Source organism: Streptomyces sp. NPDC029169 (assembly GCF_055563935.1).
In genome coordinates this window covers 115,039-138,401 of record NZ_JBVHXA010000009.1, presented here as the reverse complement: position 1 = coordinate 138,401, position 23,363 = coordinate 115,039, and the positions used below count along the sequence as shown (strand labels likewise).

Genomic DNA, 23,363 nt, shown 5'->3' with positions numbered 1-23,363 from the left:
AATAATTGAATTCCAGGGAGTTGAGAACCTACGCTGCCCCGCATGAACCTGGTGTCGTACGACCCAAATCACCGCATATGGGCGCTCAATACCCGTAACAGCAGCTACGTCCTCCGGCTCGACGACGGGGACGACGCACCCCGTCAGGTGCACTGGGGGCCGCCGCTGACGCTGGATCAGGCGCTGACAGCGCCCCCGCCGCCCGCGCCCGGCAACAGCTTCGCCGGTACGGCGTACGGCCGCGAGGAGTACCCGACCGAGGCGGGCGCGAGCTACGGACCGCCGGCTCTGCTGGTGCGTTTCGCCGACGGGAGCCGGGGTGTCGAGTGGCAGTACCTCGACCACACCGTGGACGGAGGCCATCTCGCCATCCGCTGGCGTGACCGGCGACAGCCGCTGGAGATCGTGCTCCACTACCGGGTGTACGAGGACAGCGATGTGATCGAGCGTTGGGCGGAGCTCAGCCATACCGGCACGTCGCCCGACGACGCTCCGCTGACGCTCCACCGCGTGGACTCGGCCGCCTGGACACTCCCCCACCGCCCCGACTACCGCGTCAGCCACGTCATCGGCGCGTGGGGCCGCGAGTCCCAGCTCCGCCGCGCCCCGCTCCCGTACGCCGAACTCGTCCTGACCAGCCGTCGGGGACTCACCGGCCACGACGCCAACCCGTGGCTGATGCTCGACGCCGGGGACGCCACCGAGGACACCGGCGAGGTGTGGAGCTCCGCCCTTGCCTGGAGCGGCAGTTGGCACATCACCGCCTGGCGCGCTCAGGACGACCAGGTCCGCTGGAGCGGCGGCGCGGGCCACGACGGGCTCACCTGGCGGCTACGGCCGGGAGAGCGCTGGCAGACCCCGGTCTTCGCCGGCCTCTACCGCGCGGACGGCTTCGGCGGGACGAGCCGCGCCTGGCACACGTACCAGAGCCGCCATGTCCTGCCGCGGCCCGAGGAGTTGCGGCCTGTCGTCTACAACTCCTGGGAGGCGACCGGCTTCGACGTCGACGAGGCCGGCCAGATGCGGCTTGCGGCGCTGGCCGCGGGGGTCGGCGCGGAGCTGTTCGTCATGGACGACGGCTGGTTCGGCGCCCGCCGCGACGACACCGCGGGGCTCGGCGACTGGACGCCGAACCCGAAGGCGTTCCCGGACGGGCTGAACCCGCTCATCCGCGAGGTCCACCGGCTCGGCATGCGCTTCGGGCTGTGGGTGGAGCCGGAGATGGTCAACCCCGACAGCGAGCTCTACCGCCGCCACCCGGACTGGGTGCTGCACATGCCGAGCCGCGAGCGGACGACCCTGCGCAACCAGCTCGTCCTCAACTTCGCCCGCCCCGACGTCGCCGCCTGGGCCCACGCGTGGCTGAACCGCCTGGTCACCGACCATGCCGTCGACTTCCTGAAGTGGGACATGAACCGGCCCTTCAGCGAGTCCGGTTGGCCCGAGCGCGGCGAGGACGCCGACCTGCTCTGGTTCGAGCACGTACGCCAGGTGTACGCGGTCATGGACCGGCTCCGCGCCGACCACCCCCACCTGCGCATCGAGGCCTGCGCCGGCGGCGGCGGCCGTGCCGACCTGGGCGTCCTGGCCCGTACGGACCAGGTGTGGACCTCCGACAACACCGACGCCGTCGACCGCATCGCCATCCAGCACGGCTACAGCCAGCTCTACCCGGCCAGGACCATGGGGGCCTGGGTCACCGACTGCCCCAACCCGTTCACGGGCCGGACCGTGCCGCTGCGCTTCCGCTTCCACATCGCGATGGCCGGGGCGCTGGGCCTGGGCGGCGACCTCACCCGGTGGACCCCGGAGGAGCTGGCGGAGGCGGCCGATCTGGTCGCCCGGTACAAGGAGATCCGCCCGGTCGTCCAGCACGGCCTCCAGTACCGGCTGGACGGCGACGCCGTCCAGTACACCCACGCCGACCGCACCGTCGTCATCGCCTGGCGACTCGCCCCGGCGCACGGGCATCCGACGCCACCCCTGCGCCTGCGGGGCCTCGACCCGGCCGGCCGCTACCTCGACGAGCGCACCGGCGTCGTCCACCACGGAGCCGTCCTCCTGACCCACGGCCTTCCGCTGGACCTGCCGGCGGGCGACCATGCGAGCGCGGTGATCCGGCTGAAGGCGACAGAGCCCCGCGCCTAGCGGCCCTGACGAGCCGCGTTCAGGACGGCGGGCGCCCAGCCGACGGGGGCGAGGATGGGGACGGGGACGTGCGGGCGAGGTCGAGTCGCGAGGGGACGCCGAGCTTGCGCAGGACGCGGGCGACGTGCTGCTCGACCGTGCGGGGCGAGAGATGGAGGGTGGAGGCGATCTCCCGATTCGTCAGGCCCATTCCGGCCAGCGCCGCGACTTCCTCCTCGCGTGGCGAGAGCTGCTCGCCGTAGGCCGGCCGCCCCGGTCGGCGCGGCTGCTCCGGGCGATGGGCACGGAGGGTCGCGCGAGCCCGTGCCGCGTCCCATACGGCACCCAGCTCCTCCAGCGCCGCTTCCGCGGCCTTCAGGTCGTCGGCCGCGGCGGCGTCCCCGCCGTTCTCGACGCTCAGCCCGCAGCGGCCGGCGCTCTCCCTGGTGAGGGCGGCCTCGTACGGCCTCGGCAGCGCGGCGTAGGCGTCGTGGGCCCGCCTGAAGTGCGCGACGGCCCGATCGGGCCGGCCGTCCGCCTCGGCGAGGACGGCACGGCACCATTCCAGGGCGGCCGACGCGGACGGCGCCTCCCGCCCCCGCAGCCCGTCGGCGAACTCCGCCACCATGTCCCGCGCCGTCTCCACCCGGCCCGCGCGGGCCAGCGCCTCGACGGCCCAGGGCGCCGGTTCGGCGGCCCACACCCACACGCCCTTGTCCCTCAGACGTGCCCAGACGCGCTCCGCCTCCGCCGCGGCGGCGTCCGGTTCCTGGCGTGCCAGCGCGAGCCGGATGCGCGCGCCCGCCGCCGTGTCGACCAGCGGCACCGCGCCGTCCGGCAGGCCGACGCCGGCGAGCCGGTCGGTCGCCTGACTCCACTCGCCCTTGGCGAGGGCGACCATGCCAAGTACCAGACGGGCGTCCGCCGCGATCCACGGCATCTCGCCGGCCTCCTCGACGAACTCCCCGCACCGCGCGGGAAGATCCGACCACCGTCCGGTGACCCAGTCGAGCAGCAGCCGGGTGCTCCGGCCGGTCTGTTCGGCGAACGACTGGCCGCTGCGGACGGAGAGGTCCACGCCGCGGGACAGGAGCTCGGCCGACCGCCGGTACTCGCCCAGCCACACCGCCGCGTCGGCCGCATTGCACAGTCCGCGGGCGACATGCTGCAGACACTCCGGATCGTCGCTGTCCTCGGGCAGTCGTTCGGCCAGCACCCAGCCCTCGGGGTCACCCACGCTCAGCAGGACGGCCACCCGGTTGGCGGAGACGGCCGCCTCCACCACCGGGTCACCGCTCCGGGCCGCCACCGCCTCGGCGCGCCCGAGCCAGCGCAGGTTCTCGGACAGCGAGCCGCCCGGCCAGTACGGCATGGCCAGCGCGGACATGGCCCTGGCGGCCGGTCCGGGCTGGTCCCGCAGCTCCCCGGCGGCCCGCTCCAGCTCGGCCCGGCCGTCGGCGCTGCGCCCGAGCTGGTTGCCCAGCACCAGGGCGAGATCGAGCCGGACACGGCCGCGCACCTCCGCCGGCAGGTCCGGGTCGTCGACCGCGCGGCGCAGCACGTCCACCGTCTGGTCGGAGCGCAGGCCCACCGTGGCGCTGCGCGCCAGGACCGGCGCCAACCGGACCCGGTCCCCGGCCGGCACCGAAGGGTCGGCAAGGGCGTCCTCCAGGAGGCCGATCGCGGTCTGGTGCTCCCCCGCCTCGGCCGCCGCCCTGGCGGCCGACTCCACGCTCCCCAGCCAGCCGGCCGCATCCCCGCAGCCGCGCTGGTGGTACGCGAGCCGCGCCCACGGCACCGGCTCCCGCTCCGCCAGCACCTCGGCCGCCCTGCGGTGGAGTTCCTGGCGCGTCGGGCCGGGCAGCACCTCGTACACGGCCCGGGCTGCCAGGGGAACCCCGAAGCCGTACGTCCCACCGGGGCATTCGTCCAGCACCGCGGCGGCGAGCGCGGCGAGCAGCGCCGCGCGGCCCGCCTCCTCTTTGAGGCCCGCCTCCTCGGTCCGGCCCGCCCTCTCGGTCAGGCCCGCCTTCCCGGTGACGCCCGCCTCCTCGATCCGGCCCGCCCTCTCGATCCGGCCCGCCGCCTCGGTGACGCCCGCCTCCTCGGTCAGGCCCGCCTTCCCGGTCAGGCCCGCGACCCGCGTCAGGTCCCGCGCGCTCGACGGCTCGTCGAGGACGGCCGCCGCCTCGACGAGCCTGCGCCCGGGCTCCCCCACCGCCCGCAGCCGGCCCAGCGTCAGCTCGGCCAGCCGCACCGGCACGGGGGCCGCGTCGATGTCCCGCGCGCTGAACCGCGCCCGCTCACGCCGGCGCCCGTCGTCGAGCAGCCGCAGCAGATCGGCCACGACCTGCGCGACGCCGCCCGTGCGCTCGTACAGCCGCGCGGTGAACTCGGCCGGACACCGACGCTCGCCCAGGACCCCCACCGTCCAGCGGCGGACCTCCTCGGCATCGAGAGGGCCCAGCCGTACGCGTACGACATCGAGGTCACCCGGGTAGTGGACGGCGCCGCCCAGCGGGAGGCCGGGAGCGGCGAGTTCCTCCGGCCGGTAGGTGAGCACGGCCACGAGGTGCGCGGGCGGCCGAGCCAGCAGGCCCCGCAGCAGCTCCACGGCGGTCTCGTCCGCCGACTGGACGTCCTCCGCCACCAGCAGTACCGGCTCCGCCGTCTGCCGCAGCGCGCCCAGCTCGGCGTACGGATCCACCGGCCCGTCGGGGGACGTCGCAAGGGACGTCCCAGAGGTACGGACGACCGGCGGCCCGTCGGACGGGAACGCCACGACCACGTGACGGTGGCCGGCCACGGCAGGCTCCTCGAGCAGGGCACGCACGAGCCGGGTCTTGCCGGTGCCCGCCCGCCCCTCGACCAGAGCCAGCACCGGGCCGCCCGACACCGCTGCGGCGAGCAACCGCCGCAGGGGATGCTCGCCGGCCGACGCTGGCGCCGTCATACCTGTCCTCACTACTTACGCTGCGCAGTTCTTTACGTATCCGTACTTCAGTGTGCCCTGATTGCGGGGGGATGCCCTGGCCCAGGAGCGTGGGTGATATGAGCCGCTTTCCACCGCACGGGTCGGCAGGCACGACGCACCCGGACCATGGCGGCGAGGCCCTCCAGGAGGCGCGCGTGATCAGCACCGTGGAGTACCCCGTTCCGCGGGGGCAGAGAGTGCCCGCAGCGAGACTCACCCCGTACAGGCACGCCATTGCGCCATGCCCGTGGCGCCCGAGTCCGTACCGGCCCTGCGGCGCTTCGCCCGCCAGGTGGTCGAGGGCTGGCACCTGCCCGAGGCGGTCGACGAGGCCCTGTCCCTGATCGTCACCGAGCTGGCCACGAACGTGCTGCTGCACAGCGGCAGCCCCGGCGTCTCTCTGCTGCTCGTCCTGGACGGCACCGCGCTCACCGCCGAGATCAGGGACACCGGCCGCTGGAGGCACCGCCGGACCCGTCGCACGGAGAAGCACGACGCGGACGCCCTCTGCGGCCGGGGGCTTCTGCTCGTCGAGGCGTACGCACCGCTCTGCACGGTGACCAGCGACGGCAACGGCACACGTGTCTCGGTGGTGCTTCCGCTCACCGAACCCGGATGACCTGTGAACCCGCCGACCGGAGCCCCCGTGCGGTGCCGCACGAAGCCCGGCACCATCCGTGAGCGGCTACTCCGGTCGGCGGGCACAGGTGTCGTGCGGCACCGTCCGGTGATCACTCTGCCTGCCGGCGAGAGGCCGGGGCAATCCGGAGCGGGCCGATACGGATACCCGAAAAACGCGAGGCTCCGGGTACGGGACACGTGAGGCCGATGTGCCCCGGAGCGCTGCTCGCGCTCCGGGGCACAGGTGGTTCAGCCGGTCAGTGGCGCTTGACCGTGAAGGAGCACCAGGCCGTCCACTCCGAGGCCGTGTTGCCGTCCTTCACCCGCATGCGCCAGCGGTAGGCGCCGTCGAGCAGTGTGCCCTCGGGCAGTTGGAAGGCGGCGTCGTGGCTGGTGTCACTCGTCAGCTGCTTGTGCACGACCGGTTCGCCGCCGGCCGTGTCGACCTCGAAGGTCACCTTGCGGCGCGGGCCCGGCCGCGCGGGCTCGACCGTACCGGGCGGGGCGACCGATTCCAGGGTTGCGGCCAGGGTCGGGGAGCCGCTGGTGACGACCGGGTCGCCCGTCTCCGCCCCGCAGAGCTGGAAGCCCGCGTACGCGCTGTCGGAGATGCGCGGCGCCTCCGGCGTGGGCAGGAGCAGGTCGTTCGGACCGCCGTCCACGGCCTGACCGGCGGCCGGACCGGCGGACGGCTGGGCCGAGGCGACGGCGATGGCCAGCGGGGCCGCGACGGCGCCGATCGCGCAGGCCGCGACGAGGGCGATCGCCGCGCGCCCCGTGCCCTTTCGGGAGTTCTTCCGCACGCGCATGACTGTGTCTCTTCTCCTCATCGGCCGGCTACTTCACGGAGAGCGTGTGGTCGGGTTCCGGGGCTCGGACCTGAGTGCACTGGTACGCGTTCCAGCGGTGCTCCGCGACCAGCCGCTTTCCGACCTCCTGGCAGCCCGCGAGGTTGTGCAGGACCTCGTACGCGGTCCAGTCGGCGGCCGTGTTCGCCTTGAGCCGGTTCCCCGAGACGTACGCGGCGGCGTTTCCGCCGGCGCTCACGCCGTCGGTGCCGTCCCACCGGTAGTGCACGCCGAGCCAGACGCGTCCGACGGCGTTCTCGGTCGCCGCGGCCGAGATCGTGGAGAAACTCCGGGTGACACCAAGGGCGTTGGGGTCCTCGGTGGTCGCCGTCCAGCTGATCTGGTCGGTGCCGAACCAGTCCTGCGTCGCCCTGGCCCAGGCGCCCCCGAACGTCGCGTGGCCCGAGATGTACGCGGGGAAGGCGGGGCTGAAGTGGTTGCCGTTGCGGTCCTGGGACAGCGGCTGCCAGGTGCCGTCGGCGGTGGTGTTCGCGTTGCCGTCGCCGTCCAGCCGGATGGCGCTCTCCGGCCGCCACAGATCGATGGCGGTCTGGTACTTCATGTCCCAGGCGACGATCGCGGCGTCCGCCATGGCGAAGGCGGTGAGCGCGAACAGTTTGGCGTTGCCCGCGACCGTCATGCCGTGCTGGCGCGACAGGATCTGGGTGTGGTCGAAGAGCTGGCCCGGCGGCTTGTAGGTGCCGTCGAGGTCGTTGGCCCAGAACAGGGCCGCCTTCGTCTGGTCTGCGGTGCGCGCGGTGGACTCCGCGCCGCCCAGGCTCTTCACCTCGTTGACCTGGTCCGCGTACGCCTGGCTCGGCAGGAGCGTGCTCATCTGCGTGTGCCCGGCGGGCCCGGCCGGGCGGAACTGGGTGCTGCTCGCCATGCCGAACGGCTTGACCGTGCCCCACTGCGGCGTGGCGCCGTCACCCGTACCGGTCGGGCGCCAGTACCCCGGTGCGGTGCTGCCGGTGTACGGGGCGATGGGCGCCGAGCCGTCGCTCTGCCGGGCGGCGACCATCGCGGCCGCGGACTTCTGTCCGATCTCCGTGCCGGCCGCGCGCTGTTCGGCGGTGACCGCGGCGGGGATCGTCGATCGCGCGGCGGCGATCTCGTCGTCGAAGTTCAGGGTCGGGTAGACCGACTTCAGGGCCTCGAAGGCCGCGTGGTCGATCGCGCTGTTCACGTCCGGCAGGGCGCCGTTGGTGGCGGTGGCCTTCACCAGGTAGGCGTCACCGAGGCACTTGGCCGGACCCTCCGCGCAGCGCGCCGAGTTGGCGGCGTCGTAGATCGCGCCGTGCATCATCGCCCCGGCGCGGGCGAGCGGTCCGGGTGCTCCGCCGACCTGCCGGAAGGTCTCCTGCAGGACGTCGTTCCAGTAGACGACGTGGTCCTTCACCGGGTCCGCGGGCGTCTCGTACGTGACGAGGATCGACGGTGCCACGCTGGGCTCGTCGGCCGAGGCGAAGATCTTGAACGCCTTGGGGTCGGCCTCGTCGGTGGCGCGCAGGCCGATCGTGTCGACCGTGCGGCTGGTCTGGGACCACTGCTCGACCAGCGGGGTGATGTCCTCGGAGATCCAGCGGGGGCCGCAGGCGGTGTGTCCGTGCGTCTGGGTCGACGAGGTCACCTTGGAGCGCCAGGCGGGCTGAGTGCCCCAGGTCGTGGCGGTGGAGGCGGTGCCGGTGTCCCAGATCTCCCAGGAGCGCGGCTCGCAGGAGTCGGACCAGGTGGAGTAGAGGTTGAGCTCGGCGTTGAGGATGTCCTGGCCGGTGACCGAGGGGTCGCGCGGGAAGTTGATGAACGCGCGCGCCTCCCCCTTCTGCCATTCGCGGCCCACGCGCAGGTCGACACCGCCGGAGAAGTCGGCGGTGTCGCCGTTGCGGACGAAGGTGTCGAAGTTGGTGCCGAAGTAGACGGCGGGGTCGATCGTCACCGGGTACTTCGTGCTCTTGTCCGCGAGGAAGCCGCGGTCGGCGTTGACGGTGAGGTCGAAGCCTCCTGCCCGGTGGGCCACATCGAGGTCCACCCGGGCCTTGTGCGCGCCGGCTCTGTCGGGGCCCGCGGAGGCGTCCCACATGAAGGGGGTCGGGGCGCGCCCCGCCTCCTTGCCCGTGCGGGTGTCGGTGAGCACCAGCGTCTCGTCGGCCTGCTGATCGGCCTTGAGCCCCTTCGTCCGTACGGGAAGGGTGAAGCTCGCCGCGCGCTCGGCGGCCTGCCGGTCGGCGACCACGAGGTACTGCTCGAACCCGGTGCGGGTCGCTTCGACGATGAGGTCGGTGCCGGGGAGGACGTTCTCGTACGTGGCCTTCGGGCCGCGAAGCGTGGGCTCCGGCAGCGCGCCCCGCCAGCCGAGGGCCATCTCCTGGTCCCCGCGCCCGAGGGTGACGAGGTCACCGCCCGTCGTTCCGGTACGCCCGGCGAGCCGCAGACCGCGCGGGTGCGCCTTGGGACGTACGGAACCGTCCGGGTTCTTGACGAGATTGACGTCGACCGCGACCCAGCGGCCGTTCTCCCGGTAGCGCACGGGTCCGGCGAAGGACTCGACCGACATGGTGCCGTCGGAGTTCGCCCAGAGGGTGGTGTTCTCGGTGCGGGCGCTGAGGACCTCGATCCGCCGGCCCTGTGCCTGGGCGGTGAGCCGGGCGTTCGTCTCGTCCCGCGAGGCCGCGGAGGCGGCGGGCGCCGTCCGGGACGTGACCACGGTCTCCGTGGTGGTGGCTGCGGTGGCGACGGGTGCGAGGCCTAACGCGGCGCCTGCTTCGGCGAGGAGGATCAGTGCGAGGGGAAGTGCGAGGCCATGGGCTCTGCCCCGCCGAACCGGTCCGCGGGACCGGTCGGTGGTTCTGTGCACGCCGTACTCCTTCTGATCAAGAGGGAACAGACGCGCGCATGCTTCCAAGCATCGGCTTGCGATGTCCACGCCAGATCTCGCGCTCACGGCGTGATCATCGTGACTGCGGAACGCGGAACTCCATGCCGCTCCCCCACGTCCCGCCCACGTCCCGCCCCGCGGACGGCTCGTTCCCGGTCAGGTACGGACGAGCTCCGCGGCACCGAAGGACACGTCGAAGCGGTCGCACCAGATGCTGACGCTCGAGTACGCGGACCAGTCGACGTCCGAGGGCAGCGGGTAGTTCTGGTCGCCCTTGTTCCCCTTGAGCTTGCCCAGGCTGACGTACTTCCCGTCGTCGAAGACACCCCAGCCCGCCTTGCCCTCCTTCACGGGCGCGTCGCTCAGCCAGACCTTCAGGTCGGGCCCGTTGCTCGTGTCCAGACCTTCCAGCCGGAGGGTGTGGGTTCCGTCGGCCAGCCGTACGAGCTTCACCGAGCCGGTCGTCGGGTGCTCATGAGTTTTGAACAGTCCCTCCGCCAGGGTCCGGGGCCCGGCCGGTGACGGGGTCGCCGACGGCGTGGCGTCCGGGGATGCGGGTGCCGAAGCCTCAGGGCTCGCGGCGGTGGGCGCCGGCAGGGCCTCGTGGACCGTCTCGTCCACCCAGAGGGTCCAGGGCTTGAACCAGACGAGCCCGACCACCAACACCGCGGCCCCGGCGACGGCCACCCCGGCCCAGAGCTTCTTCCTCACGACGCGCCCCACGGCGCACCCCCTTCGATCGACCTCGGAATCTCCCCGCCATCCAACGCGAGCAACCGACCCCCAGGGAAGCCACCCCCAGATAACGAGACTCTTACGTCACCGGACAGGGCACGACGGCGCGGCTCACCGTGTGGGTGGCACAGGCGCCCCGCGGTGCTTGATGTTGACGGCCGAGGCCTTGGCCAGGGCGACGGGGTTCAGGAAGCGCAGCGGGCCTATCAGGCGGGACCCGAACATGTGCATGTGCCGCGCCAGCGACTCGTCGCGCGCTGCCGCCGAGAACATCAGCCGCTCCAAGGGGTTGAACGGACGGGCCTTGGCGAAGTCGACGGCCAGGTACTGGTGACCGAGCAGCCGGCGCTGGTGTCTGCGTGCGTACAGCGCGAGCGACCTGTCGAGGTCGCCCCGACCGGTTGCGGCAGAGCCGACCGCGTCGGTCAGCCATTGCGCGGACTGCAGGGCCCACCCGCAGCCCACTCCCCACAGGGGATCGCCGGTCAGGGCGGCGTCGCCGATGAGCGCGACGCCGGGGGCGGTCGGCTTGCGGCTGTGCAGCGGGTAGTCGACAAAGCCGGTGATCTTCGTGATGCGCTCGGCGGAGTCGATGGGCGGCGCCTCGGGCAGGGCGCGGACGAAGGCGAAGAAGCTGCCCTCCAGGTCTTCCCGGAAGGCCGGCAGCCGTTTCTTGTCCGGGAGCACCGCGAGGACCGTCACCCCATCGTCGTTGGGAAACGCGTAAGCCAAGTCCGGCTCCAGGAACCAGGTGTGAGCGATTCCGCCGGGCAACGGAAGGTTGCGGAAGTGCGCGAAATACGCGAACCGCGCGTTCTCGTACGGCCGAGCAGGCACCCCGGCGAACTTCGCCACGGCCGAGTCCTTGCCGTCCGCGCCGACCACCAGGCGGGCCCGGATCTCGCGTTCGCCCCGCGGTGTCGACGCGCGCACGCCCACGGTTCGCCCGGCTTCGCGGAGCAGCCCGGTCACCTGGTGCCCGAGGAGCAGATCGACGCCGGGCGTCTCGGCCGCGTGGGACCTGATCAGCGGGTCGAGGGTGCTGCGGCGGACGTTGTACGCGTACGGCAGCGCGGGGCCCGCCGGATCGGCCCTCGGCTCGATCCATCCCCAACGGGTATACCAGCGCGCCTTGTTGAGGACGGCTCCCGCCTTCTCGAGAGCGGGGACCAGGCCGAGTTCGTCAAGGACCGGGTAGGCGTTGGCCGTGAGGGAGTGGGTGCACAGCACCTTGTACGCCTCGGGGTCCGAGCGGCGTTCCAGCAGGGCGACGCGGACACCGCGTCGGGCGAGCAGGATCGCCGCGGCGCTGCCGGCGAGACTGGCTCCGCTGATGACGACGTCGTAGTCGTGTACCGCGCTCTCAGGCTTGGTCATGCGCTGATCGCCCCCTCCGGGTGTGTGGTGCCGCTGAACTGATTACTGTCAGGCACATGATCACTGTAAAGAGCCTGCCGCCCCTGGGGAGGAGAACCCGGGGAAGGTGAAGCCCCGTTGGAGAGCGCGTGGGGAGTATCGACCGCGCAATTCCGGTTCGACGTGCGCGTCGGCACACGTGGGTGAACCATGGAGAGAGGTCGTGCGTGCGGCAGCCGCATACGGGGGAAGTCAGGGCATGGGCTTCGGCTTCTAGAGGTGGCGAGCGTGGACGTCTTCGATGCCGTCGTCGTCGGATCGGGTTTCGGTGGGTCCGTGACCGCGTTTCGACTGGCCGACGCCGACCTGAACGTATGCCTGCTGGAAAGAGGAAAGCCGTTCCCGCCCGGCTCTTTTCCACGAAGTCCCCATGACGCGGCCAGGAACTTCTGGGATCCGGATTCCCGGCTGTACGGGATGTACGACATGTGGAGCTTCTCGAAGCTCGACGCCCTCGTGTCGAGCGGGCTGGGCGGAGGCTCGTTGATCTATGCGAATGTGCTGATCCGCAAGCCGGAAAGCTGGTTCGTGCACGAGTCGTTCGATGGCGGCTACGAGGACTGGCCTGTCACGCTCAAGGACCTCGATCCTCACTACGGTCACGTCGAGACCATGCTGGGTGCGCAGCGGTACCCGTTCCATGAGAAGCCGTACCAGGACACGCCCAAGACCATCGCCATGCAGCAGGCGGCCTCGCGGCTCGGTCTTCCCTGGGAGCTTCCCCTGCTGGCCGTCTCCTTCGGAGATCCCCCGGTGCCCGGCGCTCCCATCGAGGGCGGCGAGGACAATCTGCACCACAGCCCGCGCTATACGTGCAGACTTGTCGGTGAATGCGACCTGGGTTGTAACTTCGGCAGCAAGAACAGCCTGGATTTCACCTACCTCAGCGCCGCGGACCGGCTCGGGGTGGATATCCGGACCCTCTGTGAGGTCCGCTCGTTCGAGCGGGTCAAGGAGGGGTTCCTGGTCTCGTACATCGAGCACCGCGCCGCCGGGGACGGAGATCCGCTCGCTCCTCCCGAGCGGCGCACCGTCAGGGCCAGACGGCTGATTCTCTCCGCCGGCTCACTCGGCACCACCTATCTGCTGCTGAGAAACCGCAGCGCCTTTCCCGCCCTCAGCCCGGCACTGGGTACGCATTTCTCCGGAAACGGGGACTTTCTCGGGCTGGTGTTCAAGGCGCGGGAGAGGCGTCAGGACGGGCCCGGGGAGACGGTGCCGCGCATGCTGGAGCCGAGTTTCGGCCCGGTCATCACGAGTGCGATGCGGATGGACCGTAAGGCGAACGACGACACCTCCCGGGGTTTCTATATCGAGGATGCCGGTTACCCGGAATTCCTCAACTGGCTCGTCGAGCACAATGCCCTCACGATGTCCAACAGAGTCGCGAGGTTCCTGCTGCGGCGAGGGTGGTCGCAGCTGACCAGAACGGCGAAGAGCCGTGTGGGGCGACAGCTCGGCGAGGCCATGGGCAAAGGGCAGTTCACCGCGACCTCCATGCCGCTGCTCGGCATGGGAAGGGACGTCCCCAACGGCCGGATGTTCCTCCGGGACGGGCATCTGGACCTCGACTGGCAGCTGGCCGCCTCCGATCCGTACTTCGACCGGATGAACGAGACGATGGAGCGCGTTTCCCAGAGTCTGGGCGGGCGCTACGCCTCGAATCCCCTGTGGTGGCTCAACCGCCTCATCACCGTGCATCCCGTGGGTGGCGCCCCGATGGGGCGCAATGAGCGGGAAGGCGTGGTGGACTCCTTCGGGCGCGTGTACGGCTGTCCGGGGCTGTCGATCGCCGACGGCTCGGTGATGCCAGGTCCCGTAGGCCCGAATCCTTCGCTCACCATCGCGGCGCTGGCCGACCGGTCGGCCGACCGCATCATCGAGGATCACCGGCAGAACCCCACGAGGCCCTCATGACAACCGGACAAGGCACCGAGCCCCGCAGCGGAACCCCGCGCAGATCTCTCATCCTCGCCGGCGGCGGGGTGAAGGTGGCCTTCCAGGCCGGGGTCCTCCAGGTCCTGCTCGACGAGGCCGAGTTGGAATTCGACCACGCCGACGGCGCCAGCGGAGGTGTGTTCAACCTCGCGATGTACTGCCAGGGGATGTCCGGGCGCGAGATAGCGGACAACTGGCGCGGTCTCTCTCCGCTGAAAGGCGTCACCCCGAACTGGCGAGAGCTGCCGAAGGGGCCGTACGCCCGTTCCCTTTTCACGCTGGACGGCTATCGGCGTCGCGTCTTTCCGGACTGGGGGCTGGACTGGGAGAGAATCCGGGCCACCGATCGGGAAGCCACCTTCAACCTCTACAACTTCAGCTCCAACGAACTGGAGACCGTGACCGCCGACGCCATGGACGAGGATCGTTTCTGTGCCGGGGTTTCGCTGCCCATGTGGTTCCCTCCGGTCGTCATCGACGGGCAGACCTACATCGACCCGGTCTATCTGACCGACGGAAACGTCGAGGAGGCGATCCGGCGAGGCTGTGACGAACTGTGGATCATCTGGACGGTCAGCCGGCGCCACCGTTGGCGGGACGGCTTCGTGGCCAACTACTTCCACATCATCGAGACGACGGCCAACGGTCAGTTGAAGCACTGGCTGCGTCGGATCGAGGCCAGCAACGCGGCCATCCGCAGCGGCGACCACGGAGAGTTCGGGCGCCTGATCGATGTCAGACTCCTGAGCGCCGAAGTCCCGCTGAACTACCTCATCAACTTCAGCAGGGACCGTTTCGCCCAGGCCGTGGAACTGGGAGTCCACCGTGCTCGCCGCTGGTGCACGGACCAGGGGATTCCCTGGAAGCCCGGCGCCCCACCGTCTCCGGACCACCCCGACGACCCGACCCGCATCCGATTCACCGAACGTATGGTCGGCCGCCTCGCTTTCACGGGTGGAGCAGCCGCCGACATGGCCCTGCACCTGACCGTCGACATCCGCGGAGTGGACCGCTTCCTCGTCGGTCCGGAGCACGAAGCCTCACTGCAGGGAGAGATCGTCTGCCAGGAGCTGGGCGGACGCCTTCCGGTCGAGCGAGGAACCTTCCAGCTGTTCGTGGAAGACCCCGACCCGGAACACCTGCGGATGCGTTACCGCTTGTTCTTCACCGACCGAGCCGGGCACCGGCTGACACTCAGTGGATACAAGGACGTCAGTGAGGACTCCCGGCGGGGAATCTGGAAGGACACGTCCGTCCTCTACACGCGCGTTCTCCGTGGCCATGTCGATGCCGACGAGGAGCCCGAAGCCGAGGTGGTGGCCTCGGGAGCCGTTCACATCCGCCCGACCGACTTCCTGAAGCAACTCACCACCTTCCGGGTCGAAGCGGCGACGCTGCCCGGCAGGGCGACCACGCTGGGGCGCTTCGGGCAGTTCTTCTTCGGCAAGCTGTGGGACGTGTACGGGCAGAACGTCCTGCCCTGGTCACCGGTCTGACCGATGGCCGTGCCCACGGAGAGGAGCCGGCGTGGACGTCCATGAGGTGCGCAAGCACGCGGCGACGCCGCTCCGGTTCACCGAGTTGCGCAAGCACGCGGCGGCGCTCCTGTTCACCCCACAGGAACCGGTGCGCTGGCTGGCGCCGAAGGAACTGATGCGTACCGGGGTCAAGGTCGGGCTGGCCGCCATGTTCGCCGACTACGCGGACAAGCGCGAGATACAGGGCGCGCTCGAGGCCGGTCTCCTGCGGGCACCCTTGGCGAATCCCGGCGCCGAGGAGATCTGGATCGACTTCGTCGCCGACCTCGGCGACGGCTTCGAGTCGACGTACTCGGTGGCATCCGCGCTGGCGGCGGCCCAGCTCGCCGTCCCCGGGCCGACCGACTCGTTGCCCCCTGGCTCGCTGCCCCGTGGCTCGCTGCTCGTCCTCGGCGGGGACCAGGTGTACCCGGTGGCATCGACGACGGCGTACGAGGACCGGATGAAGGGGCCGTACCGCGCCGCGCTCCCGTCGGCACCGGACCAGCCGCTCATGGTCGTGCTGCCGGGCAACCACGACTGGTACGACGGACTCACCGCGTTCCTGCGGATGTTCGCCCAGGGAAGGCCCATCGGCGGCTGGCAGACCCGGCAGACCCGGAGCTACTTCGCCGTGCAACTGCCGCAGCGCTGGTGGCTCGTCGGCCTGGACAGCCAACTCGGCTCCTACGTCGACGATCCGCAGCGGCGCTACTTCGAGACGTACCTCTCGCCGCGACTGCTGCCGGGCGACAGCGTGATCGTCTGCTCCGCCGCGCCCACCTGGGTGAAGAGCCATGAGCAGCCCGACGCCTTCAACTCCCTGCACTGGTTCGACCGGAACATCGTCCGGACCCGGGTCGACCGGGAGACCGGGAAAACCGAGGAAACGGGCGCGTCCATTCGACTGTGGCTGACCGGCGACAAGCACCACTACGCCCGCTACGCGGAACGGCTGCCCGATGACCGGCCCGGATCCGGCGACGCCCTGCCTCCGGACCCCCGGCGGCGCCAGATGGTGACGTGCGGCCTGGGCGGCGCGTTCCTGGCATCCACGCACAGGCTTCCGAATGATCTGGCGCTGCCGCCGGCCACCTCGCGGATGCGGGAGAAGGACGACCCGCCGCAGGCGTTCGCCCTCGCACCCCACACGTACCCCGACGCGGCGGAGTCCCGCTCGCTCGCGCGCGGGATCGCCATGCCCTGGTCGCGGCACTGGCTCCCGCGGCGCAACCCCGGGTTCGCGGTCCTGGCGGGGGCGCTGCAGGTGGTGCTCGTCCTGGTGATGAGTGGCGCGTTCGCGCTGGCCGAGGGCAGACACAATCCCGTCGGCGCCCTACGGAGTGCCGGCACGGACGACCTGCTCGGCCTGCTCTGCACGAGTGTCGCCCTCTTCGTTCTGCCTTTCGTGTTCGGCTGGGGAAGCGGGCTGCTGCGCGGACGGCGGCCCAGGACACCGTCCGGTCCTGTCGTAGGCGTGCTGTTTCAGTTGGCGGTCGCCGTCGCGGCACTGTGCGTCACCGTCGCCGTGGCCCGGTCGGTCCCACCCTCCTGGAACGGGTTCTGGGTCCTGGCGATCCTGCTGGTCGTGGCCGCTGTGATGGGCGCGCTCCTCGGCTCCCAGCTCTTCGCCCTGTGGGTGCTGTGGACGGACCGGGGCCTGGTCGCCGAATGGCAGATGTCCGGGCAGTCCATCGACGACCGCACGGGATTCGTCCGCATGCACATCGCACCGGACGGCACCCTCACGCTCTACCCGCTGGCACTCGACGGCACCTGCCGGGACTGGCTCCTCGAGGAGGTCCCGGACAAGCCGACCGCGTGGGTGCGGCCGGTGCCCGAGCCGCGGCCGACCGTGCGGCTCATCGAAGAGCCCGTCGTGATCGCGCGGACGCGGGTGCCCGGTACGTAGATCACGCCGGGGTGGGTGTCTCCGAGGTGAAGCAGTGGCCGAGCTCGGGGGCGAGGCCCTGGTAGTGCCGGAAGTTGAAGATGAGCGGGCTCCAGAGGGTGGGGTCGATGTGCTGGGTGCCGGGCACCACGATGCGCCGGTCGGCGTGGACGCGCGCGACCGCGCACTCCACGATCAGGAAGGCGCCCTCCGCGTCCGGTGAGCTGCGCCGGACCCGGGCCTCCAGCTGCAGCGGGCACTCGTCGACGCGCGGCGGGCGTACCGTCTCGGACGGTACGGGCGTCAGGCCGGCCGCGGCGAACTTGTCGGGTTCGTAGCGGTAGCCGCGCGCTGCCTTGGCGGCGGGCACGGGGTCGGCTCCGGTGAGCGGGGCGAGCCGCTCCACCGACTCCCAGAGGTCGGGCGAGGGAAGGTTGATCACGAGTTCCGGCCGGGCTGTGAGGTTGGCCGCCGTCCGGCTGTCGCGGCCGAGGCCGAGCACCACGGTCTGCCCGAGCGCCCAGGCGGAGGAGACCGGGGCCAGGTTGGCCGAGCCGTCCTCGTTCTCGCTGGTCAGCAGCGCGACGGGCGTGCCGAAGTAGAGGATGCGCGGCGATATCGCGGTGTGGGAGGGCGTTCGGGTGGTCGCTGTCGTCATGGATCGGAACCCTAGGGTCCGGATCCTTCGTCGCCGGCCGAACTGTCGCCGCGCGAGACTGTACGGGTGACCGGCATCGACAGCACGTACGCAGACGGCCCCGACCTCGCCGAGTTCGCGGGGCTGCTCGCGGACCGTACCCGCGCGGCGATCTGCCTGGCACTGCTTGACGGCCGCGCGTGGACCGCGTCGGAGCTGGCACGCACCGCGGGCGTCGCGCCGTCGACCGCCAGCGCGCATCTCGACCGGCTGGTGGCGGGCGGAATCCTCGCCGAGGAGCGGCAGGGGCGGAACCGGCTGCTGCGCCTGGCGACCGCGGACACCGCCGAGATGATCGAGAATCTGGCAGCCCGGGCTCCCTTCCGGCCGACCCCCGTGCGCTCGCTGACCGACTTCAACCGCCGCCGCGCCCTGGCCCACGCCCGTGTCTGCTACGACCACCTCGCGGGCGCGCTCGCCGTGGCCATCACCGACGCGATGACCGAGCGCGCGCTGCTGACCTGGGACTACGGACCGGCCCTCACCGCGGCAGGCCGTGACTGGCTGCGTGAACTCGGCGTCGCCGACGACCGCCCCGACGCCTCCTGGCGCCCCCATGTCCGTACGTGCCTGGACTGGACGGAACAGCGCCCGCACCTGGCCGGCGCGGTGGGCGCGGCACTCTTCCGGCACGCGCTGGACTCCTCGTGGCTGGCACACGAGGGCACGACCCGGGTGATCACGGTGACCGACGCGGGCCGTGCCGCCTTCCACGACCGATTTGGCCTGAGTACGACGCGGGCCTGATCAACGCCCGCACGCCCGGTCCGGCGTTCGGCGAAGATGGTGGTGTCACCACCCGTCCTCATCACGCGAGGAGCCTTCGCGCACATGCCCCTTTCCGGTGCCGCTCCGAAGCCGCCGACGATCGCCGATGTCGCGCGGGTCGCCGGGGTGTCGCGTACGACGGTCTCGCACGCCCTCAACGGGATCGGCAAGGTCGACCCCCGGACCCGGGAGCGCATCAAGCAGGTTGCCGCCGAGCTCGGTTACCGGCCGAACCTGCGGGCGCAGCGGCTGCGGCGCGGGCAGGCGAAGGCCATCGCGCTCGCCTCGTCCATGCCGTTCGCGGTCGCCGGCGGGCCGTCCCGGCTCGGCTTCTACATGGAGGTGGCGGCCGCGGCCGCCGAGAGCGCCCTCGTGCACGACTACGCGCTGGTGCTCGTACCGCCCGTGCAGTCCGGGTCCGCCCTGTACTCCGTCGACATCGACGGGGCCATCGTCGTGGAGCCCGACGTGGACGACGTGGCCGTGGCCACCTTGCGGGAGCGCGGGCTGCCGTACGTGGCGCTCGGCAGGCCCGTGTCGACGCCGGACGCCGACGTGCCGTACATCGATCTGCGCGGCGGGCTCGTCGCCGAGCTGCTCCTCGCCCACCTCCGGGAGCAGGGGGCCTGTCAGCCTGCCCTGCTGGTCGGCTCCGGTTCACGGCATTCGTCGGTCGACGCGCGCGCCGCCTTCACCCGGGTCGCCGAGGAACACGGCTGGGAGCCGATCGTGGCGACCGCCCCCGAGGCGGGCGGCGAACAGGCCGGGTACGAGCGGTGTGCCGCCCTGCTCGCCGAGCACCCCGGCATCGACGCGGTCTGCGCGCTGGTGGACGCCTTCGCGGTGGGCGCGGTCCGGGCGGTCCGGGACAGCGGGCGCCGCATCCCGGACGACGTCATGGTCGTCACCCGGTACGACGGTCTGCGCGCCCGCACCTGCGAACCGCCGCTGACCGCCGTCGACCTGCACCTGGACCGCGCGGCGGCCCAGGCGGTGGAACTGCTGCTGGGCCGGCTGCGCGGCGCCGGCGACTCCGTCACGACGGCGGTGGCCACGGTGCCCGAGCCACGCGTGATCGTCCGCACGTCGTCACTGCGGGTCTCGGCGGGGGCGTAGGTCGCGCAGGCGGGCGGTGTCCCGGGGGGCCGGGCCGGGCCGGGCCGAGACCAGGCATCCAGGCCGCGGGGTCCGGGCCGAGGCCGTGGCCCCCGCTACGTACCGCTGGGCTGGGGCCCGGCAGCCAGGCGCTCGGCCACGCCGGGAACCCAGGGCAGCCGGGCCCGGCCACGCAGTGCGCCCCGGGCCGTAACCTGCCCCGGCCTCCTCCCTGTCAGAGTCCGAGCATCAGGACCACCCCCGAGACCAGGGCGAAGAGCAGCACGAACAGGCGCATTCGCCGGGCGTCCAGTCGGTGGTGGACCAGGCGGCTGAGCCAGGCGCCCGTGGCGATCGCGGGGAGCAGGACGAGTGCCCACCCGAGGTCCGCCGGGTTTCCCTCGCCCGTCGCGAACAGCAGTAGCAGCGAGGCGACTTCGCCGACGAGGAAGCACGCGGCGACCGTGGACCGCAGCTCGGCGGGCGGCCGGTGCTGGTAGACGAGGGCCAGCGGCGGGCCGCCGACCCCCGTCGCCGTCTCCGTCAGGCCGGTCACCGCACCCGCTCCCACATAGGCCGCCCGACCCGGTGTGAACGCGGGCGCGGCCAGGCTCACGACGGCCGCGAGCACCGTGGCGAGGCCGATGAACAGGCCGATGCTGCGGTCCGGGATCAGCCAGAGCAGCGCCAGACCTCCCGGTGTGGCGGCCAGCCGCGCGGCGGTGATCCAGCCCGCGCCGCGCAGATCGAGCGAGGCCCGTTCGCGCCAGGCGACGTAGACATTGAGCGGGATCATCGACGCCAGGACGAACACCGGGAGCAGGCCCGGATCGAGGATGCCCGCCACAGGAGCGACGATCAGGGCGAAGCCGAGACCGCTGCTGCCCTGGACGAACGCGGCGGCGGTGACCGTGACGGCGAGCACCGCCAGTGTCTCGGTGGTCACCGCGCCGTGCTCCGTTCCCGTGCCGCCGTGGAGGTCGGGTGTACGCGGGTGATGGCGGCGCTTCCCACGGCGGCGCGGGCCAGCTCGGCCGCCCGGCGTACGAGGGCGGGGCCGTCCCAGTCGACGGGCCGGCCGCACCACAGGCGCAGGCGTCCCGCGACGAACACGGCGGTGATCTGGTCGCGGTTGCCGCGCCGTACGAGCTCCCAGGGCAGGTCCCAGGAGAGCGCGAGTTCGGGGGTGGCGACGTCGACGAGGAGGAAGTCGGCGGCCAGGCCCTCGGCGATCGTGCCGGTCCTGGCGCCGAGCCCGAGCGCGTCGGCGCCGCCGCGCGTGGCGTGCTCCAGCCAGGTCCAGCCGGCGCCGCAGGACGAGTCGCCGGTGGCAAGCCCGTACGCGAGCCGCTGCGCGAACTCGGCCGCCTCGGCGAGCCGGAATCCGTCGCCCCGGGTGCCGTCGGTGCCGAGCCCGAAGCGGACGCCGCGTTCGGCCATGGCGGTGGCGGGCGCGACGGCGTTGCCCTTCCACGCGCTGGCGACGGGGTTGTAGCTGACCGCCGTTCCGGTGTCCGCGAGCAGGGTGAGCTCGCGCGGCGTGAGGAGGGTGGCGTGGGCGGCGAGCAGCTGGGGGCCGAGCGCGCCGATGCTGTGCAGGTGCTCCAGGGGGCGCAGTCCGTGACGTACGAGGGAGCGTTCGACGCCGGCGATGTGCTCGTTGACGTGGATCTGGACGACGGCCCCGGACTCGGCGGCGAGGCGGGCGGTGCGCCGGAGGGTCTCCTCGGTCGCCGCCTCCGGGATGGAGACGGCGAGGGAGGGGTGGACCAGCGGATCGCCGTCGTAGCGCGCGAGGTGTTTCTCCGCGCTGGTCAGGACGGTGGGGTTCTCGTTCTCGGCGTCGTTGCACACGAGACCAAGCACGCAGCGGATCCCGGCGTCGCGGGCGGCGGACGCGACGACGTCGACGTCCACGTCGGCGCGGGTTCCGGCGTCGGCGACGGTCGTGAAGCCGCCGCGCAGGGCTTCGTACGCGGCCAACTTGGCTGCCACGTACGCCGATTCCTCGTCCAGCGCACCCTCCAGCGGCACCCACACGCGGCGGAAGATCTCCGACGGCTCCCCGAAGGCGAGCGCGGCACCGAAGCTCTGCGTGAGGTGGTGGTGGGCGTCGACGAAGCCGGGCATCAGGAGGTGTCCCGGCAGGCGTACGGGGTCGAGGTGCGGATGGGTGCGCACCAGCTCCTCGGCGGGGCCCACGGCGCGGAAGGAGCCGTCGGCGACGACGACGGCGTGGCCGGTGGCGGGGCCTTCGGGTAGCAGGACGGCGTCCGGTACGAGGAGGCGGGGGGCGGTGCCACTCAGGTTCGGGTGGTCGTCGGGGGTGGAGCGGTTCATCGGTTGCTTTCCGTACGGGAGTTGGCCGGGCGGGCGTCGGCGAGGCGGGCCGTGATGCCCGGCCTGACGTGGTGGAAGAGGATGTTGAGGACGGCGGCGACGAACGCGCCGACGGCGACGCCGCTTTCGAGGAGGATGCGGACGTTCGGCGGGAAGCCGCCGTACACACCGGGAACGAGGATCGGCAGCAGACCGAGCGCGAGGGCGACCGCACAGATGAACGTGCTCGTGTGCTTGTCGAGGTCGGAGCGGCCGAGCATCTGCACGCCGAGCACGGTGATCACGGCGAAGACGACCATCGCCGTGCCGCCGACGACCGCGGACGGGATGACACTGATCGCGCGGGTCACCGGTGCCAGGAACCCGATGACGACGAGGACGACTCCGGCGGCCGCGGTCACGAACCGGCTGCGTACGCCCGTGACGCGGACGATCCCGATGTTCTCGCCGCTGGTGACCATGAGCGGCAGTCCGAAGAACCCGCCGAAGAGCGAGGTGAGCGCGTCGCCGCGGACGGTCTTCGGGACGTCGGAGCGCTTGTCGATCTCCTTGCCGACGGCCTCGGCGTTGATGACGGTCTGGCCGGTGGCCTCCGCCATGGAGGCGAGGCTGTAGAGCATCAGCGGGAGGGCGGCGACCAGGTTGAACTGGGGTGAGCCGAACGGCATGAGCTGCGGCACGGTGAACAGACCGCCGTCAGTGGCCCGGCCGAGGTCGACGCTGCCGAGGAACGCGGCGAGGGCGGTGCCGGCGAGGAGTCCGAGCATGACGGCGAGCTGGCGCAGGATGCCGGTGAAGAGAAGGTAGAAGGCGACGGTGAAGCCGATGGTGGCCAGACCGAGGCCGAGGTTGACGGGGTCGGCGAAGCCGGGCTGTCCCGGGCGTCCGGTGACGAGGACGGCGCCGACCTTCACCAGGTTGACGCCGACGATGACGATCATCGTGCCGATGACGAGGGCCGGGAAGAAGGCCAGCAGCCGCGAGAAGAGGGGCAGTACGACGAAGTAGAAGGCGGCCGTGAGGAGCACCGCGCCGGTCGCCGTGCGCAGTCCGTGCTGTTCCGCGATGGCGAGGAAGAGGATGAGCGGCGCGCCGCCCGGCAGCATCACGAACGGCAGCCGGGGCCCGAACTTCCACGGGCCGAGCGACTGGATCAGGGATCCGACGCCGGAGAGCACGAAGGCCGCGGAGAGCAGGTTGACGGTCAGTCCGGGGTCGAGGCGGAGCGTCGCGCTCATCAGGAAGATCGCGGAGATGGGTGTGGCGGCCATGACGAGGACGTGCTGGATCCCGAAGAGCAGGATCCGACCGAGGGGGCGGGATTCGTCCACGGGGTGGGGCGTCGCGGGTGCGGATTCGGGGGCGGGTGCTGCTTGTTCCGTACCGGGCAGGGTCTGACGGGAACTGGACACGTTCGGGCTCCGTTCGGCGTTGCTTGCTGCACGCGGCCCTGGGACGGAGAGCCGAAGCGAGGGTGGCCAAATCGATTTGGCCGCCAGTATCGAAGGGCGGTCGCCGAGC

General features: G+C 71.7%; 16 protein-coding genes. 7 read left to right on the top strand and 9 right to left on the bottom strand.

The window, feature by feature from the left end:
• Positions 1–42: 42 nt before the first annotated feature.
• A complete protein-coding gene (locus tag ACZ4VI_RS19045) occupies positions 43–2,148 on the top strand; it encodes an alpha-galactosidase (protein ID WP_468000518.1) in 2,106 nt (701 codons plus the stop codon).
• Between the two features lie 19 nt (positions 2,149–2,167).
• Here the strand turns inward: ACZ4VI_RS19045 and ACZ4VI_RS19040 are convergent, their stop codons facing one another.
• On the bottom strand, positions 2,168–5,080 hold the full coding sequence (locus ACZ4VI_RS19040) for a helix-turn-helix transcriptional regulator (RefSeq protein WP_468000516.1): 2,913 nt from the start codon (positions 5,078–5,080) through the stop codon (positions 2,168–2,170).
• A 262-nt stretch (positions 5,081–5,342) separates the two neighbouring features.
• Here ACZ4VI_RS19040 and ACZ4VI_RS19035 point away from each other — a divergent pair, with 262 nt between their 5' ends.
• Positions 5,343–5,720, top strand: coding sequence for an ATP-binding protein (locus ACZ4VI_RS19035; protein ID WP_468000514.1), 378 nt, complete (start codon positions 5,343–5,345; stop codon positions 5,718–5,720).
• Positions 5,721–5,979: 259 nt separating this feature from the next.
• On the opposite strand, the gene ACZ4VI_RS19030 is transcribed toward ACZ4VI_RS19035, so the two are convergent.
• From ACZ4VI_RS19030 to ACZ4VI_RS19015, 4 genes are all read right to left on the bottom strand, one after another.
• Positions 5,980–6,525 (bottom strand): hypothetical protein, encoded by a 546-nt coding sequence (locus ACZ4VI_RS19030; protein WP_468000512.1) that lies wholly within the window; start codon positions 6,523–6,525, stop codon positions 5,980–5,982.
• Positions 6,526–6,559: 34 nt separating this feature from the next.
• Positions 6,560–9,424, bottom strand: coding sequence for a DNRLRE domain-containing protein (locus ACZ4VI_RS19025; RefSeq protein ID WP_468000510.1), 2,865 nt, complete (start codon positions 9,422–9,424; stop codon positions 6,560–6,562).
• Positions 9,425–9,601: 177 nt separating this feature from the next.
• Entirely contained in the window at positions 9,602–10,156 is a 555-nt protein-coding gene (locus ACZ4VI_RS19020; RefSeq protein WP_468000509.1) for a DM13 domain-containing protein, read from the bottom strand.
• 135 nt (positions 10,157–10,291) lie between these two features.
• A complete protein-coding gene (locus ACZ4VI_RS19015; RefSeq protein ID WP_468000507.1) occupies positions 10,292–11,557 on the bottom strand; it encodes an NAD(P)/FAD-dependent oxidoreductase in 1,266 nt (421 codons plus the stop codon).
• Positions 11,558–11,824: 267 nt separating this feature from the next.
• On the opposite strand from ACZ4VI_RS19015, the gene ACZ4VI_RS19010 reads away from it, so the two are divergent.
• Genes ACZ4VI_RS19010 through ACZ4VI_RS19000 form a run of 3 tightly spaced genes read left to right on the top strand, consistent with a single transcriptional unit; the run spans position 11,825 to position 16,963 of the window.
• On the top strand, positions 11,825–13,513 hold the full coding sequence (locus ACZ4VI_RS19010) for a GMC oxidoreductase (RefSeq protein WP_468000506.1): 1,689 nt from the start codon (positions 11,825–11,827) through the stop codon (positions 13,511–13,513).
• Complete coding sequence (locus ACZ4VI_RS19005) at positions 13,510–15,030, top strand: patatin-like phospholipase family protein (RefSeq protein ID WP_468000504.1); 1,521 nt, start codon at positions 13,510–13,512, stop codon at positions 15,028–15,030. Before ACZ4VI_RS19010 ends, ACZ4VI_RS19005 begins: the two co-directional genes overlap by 4 nt.
• Positions 15,031–15,061: 31 nt before the next feature.
• Positions 15,062–16,963, top strand: a complete 1,902-nt coding sequence (locus ACZ4VI_RS19000; RefSeq protein WP_468000502.1) for a hypothetical protein — start codon at positions 15,062–15,064, stop codon at positions 16,961–16,963.
• Between the two features lies 1 nt (position 16,964).
• Here the strand turns inward: ACZ4VI_RS19000 and ACZ4VI_RS18995 are convergent, their stop codons facing one another.
• Positions 16,965–17,600 carry a flavin reductase family protein gene (locus ACZ4VI_RS18995; RefSeq protein ID WP_468000500.1) on the bottom strand — a complete coding sequence of 212 codons (636 nt, stop codon included), beginning with the start codon at positions 17,598–17,600 and terminating at the stop codon, positions 16,965–16,967.
• Between the two features lie 75 nt (positions 17,601–17,675).
• Here ACZ4VI_RS18995 and ACZ4VI_RS18990 point away from each other — a divergent pair, with 75 nt between their 5' ends.
• Entirely contained in the window at positions 17,676–18,386 is a 711-nt protein-coding gene (locus ACZ4VI_RS18990; RefSeq protein WP_468000754.1) for an ArsR/SmtB family transcription factor, read from the top strand.
• 84 nt (positions 18,387–18,470) lie between these two features.
• Positions 18,471–19,523: a LacI family DNA-binding transcriptional regulator gene (locus ACZ4VI_RS18985; protein ID WP_468000499.1), complete on the top strand. Its 1,053-nt coding sequence runs from the start codon at positions 18,471–18,473 to the stop codon at positions 19,521–19,523.
• 214 nt (positions 19,524–19,737) lie between these two features.
• On the opposite strand, the gene ACZ4VI_RS18980 is transcribed toward ACZ4VI_RS18985, so the two are convergent.
• The 3 genes from ACZ4VI_RS18980 to ACZ4VI_RS18970 are packed head-to-tail and all read right to left on the bottom strand — an operon-like array spanning position 19,738 to position 23,254.
• Complete coding sequence (locus ACZ4VI_RS18980; protein ID WP_468000497.1) at positions 19,738–20,448, bottom strand: TSUP family transporter; 711 nt, start codon at positions 20,446–20,448, stop codon at positions 19,738–19,740.
• On the bottom strand, positions 20,445–21,842 hold the full coding sequence (locus tag ACZ4VI_RS18975; RefSeq protein WP_468000495.1) for an amidohydrolase family protein: 1,398 nt from the start codon (positions 21,840–21,842) through the stop codon (positions 20,445–20,447). The genes ACZ4VI_RS18980 and ACZ4VI_RS18975 overlap by 4 nt, the downstream gene beginning before the upstream one ends.
• Positions 21,839–23,254, bottom strand: coding sequence for a uracil-xanthine permease family protein (locus ACZ4VI_RS18970; RefSeq protein WP_468000494.1), 1,416 nt, complete (start codon positions 23,252–23,254; stop codon positions 21,839–21,841). Before ACZ4VI_RS18970 ends, ACZ4VI_RS18975 begins: the two co-directional genes overlap by 4 nt.
• Positions 23,255–23,363: the final 109 nt, after the last annotated feature.